Origin of the sequence: Pseudonocardia nigra, assembly GCF_019396355.1 — a bacterium.
Classification (GTDB): domain Bacteria; phylum Actinomycetota; class Actinomycetes; order Mycobacteriales; family Pseudonocardiaceae; genus Pseudonocardia; species Pseudonocardia nigra.
The window spans coordinates 1-1,246 of record NZ_JAHKRK010000472.1 but is presented as its reverse complement, the minus strand read 5'-3'; the positions used below and the strand labels follow the sequence as shown (position 1 = coordinate 1,246).

The following is a 1,246-nucleotide window of genomic DNA, read 5'->3' as shown; positions in this document are numbered from 1 at the left end:
CCGAAGCGGTCGTAGCGGCCCCGGTTCGTCGCCAGCACCACCGTGGCCACGATCGTGGCGAACAGCGCGACCCCGAGCGTCATCATCGTCAGCATCTGCCCGCCCATCAGTGCCTCCCCGAGCGCGAACGTCGGGTCGGCCGGTGGGGCGCCCTGCCGGTCGGGCCAGTCGACGAGCAGGATCCCCGCGGCGAGCACGACGAACGTGCCCACCGAGATCGCCATCGCCCCGGCCTTGTTGTGGTACATCGCCATCGGCATCAGCCCGGCCGGGTTCATCATGTACATGATCATGAAGACGGCCATGATCACCATCTCGATGACCATCATCAGGACGATCACGACGCCGAGGTAGCCCAGCCCCAGCAGGAGCACGAGCCCGGCCACCGCGAGGAACGACGCGAGCAGCGCGAACGTCACCTGCGCCATCGAGTTCAACCGGAAGACCAGGAACCCGAACACCAGCGCGGCCACGGCCAGCACCCAGAACAGGACGACCTCCATCACGCGCCTCCCAGCACGACGAGCGCCACGACCAGCGCCTGCACGATCGTCAGCGGGACCAGCACGACCCAGGCGAACTCGACATAGCGGTCCATCCGCACGGTCGGAAACCGGTGGCGCAACCACACCAGCAGCGCCAGCACCCCGGCGGTCTTGACCGCCACCCACAGCCAGGCCGGCAACAGTGGCCCGCCACCGCCGCCGAGGAACAGCGGCACCGCCATCGCCGCCGCGACGACGAGCAGCAGCCACCGGCCGCCCTCGAACACCAGCCGATCCACCCCGGACAGCTCCGCCGCCGCTCCCCCGGCCAGGTCCCGGCCGACCGGCGCGTCGAACGGACCCCAGAACGCCATCGCGGCCGCGGACAGCAGGTACACCACGAACGCCGCCGGCATGATCACGACGAACCACAGGTCGGCCTGCGCGTCGACGATCGCGGTGAACCGCAGGCTCTCCGCCCCCAGCGCGGCCGTGATGATCGCGAACATGTGCGGGAGCTCGTAGGCCAGGCCCTGGGCGACGAACCGATACCCGCCCACCAGGCTCAACGCGCTGTTCGCACCCCAGCCGACCATCCACACCGCGGCCCACGCCACCACCTCCATGGCGTTGAACCACACGACGCCCACGCCGAGATCGGCCACCGGCCGCTCCCCCAGCGGCAGCACCGCGGCCGCGAGCAACGCCGCCACCGGCAGCGCGGCCCCGCCGACCCGCCACAGCACCGCATCGGCCGCCAC

The 1,246-nt window shown here is 70.9% G+C and carries 2 protein-coding genes; both read right to left on the bottom strand.

Translation table 11 applies throughout. The annotated features are described in order from the left end of the window. Positions 1-503, bottom strand: a 503-nt coding sequence (locus KME75_RS41665; protein ID WP_219420500.1) for an NADH-quinone oxidoreductase subunit J, incomplete at its 3' end; no start/stop codon positions are given. After that, positions 503-1,246 (bottom strand): NADH-quinone oxidoreductase subunit H (locus tag KME75_RS41660; protein WP_246633840.1); only part of this gene is annotated, 744 nt, incomplete at its 5' end. The genes KME75_RS41660 and KME75_RS41665, both read right to left, overlap by 1 nt.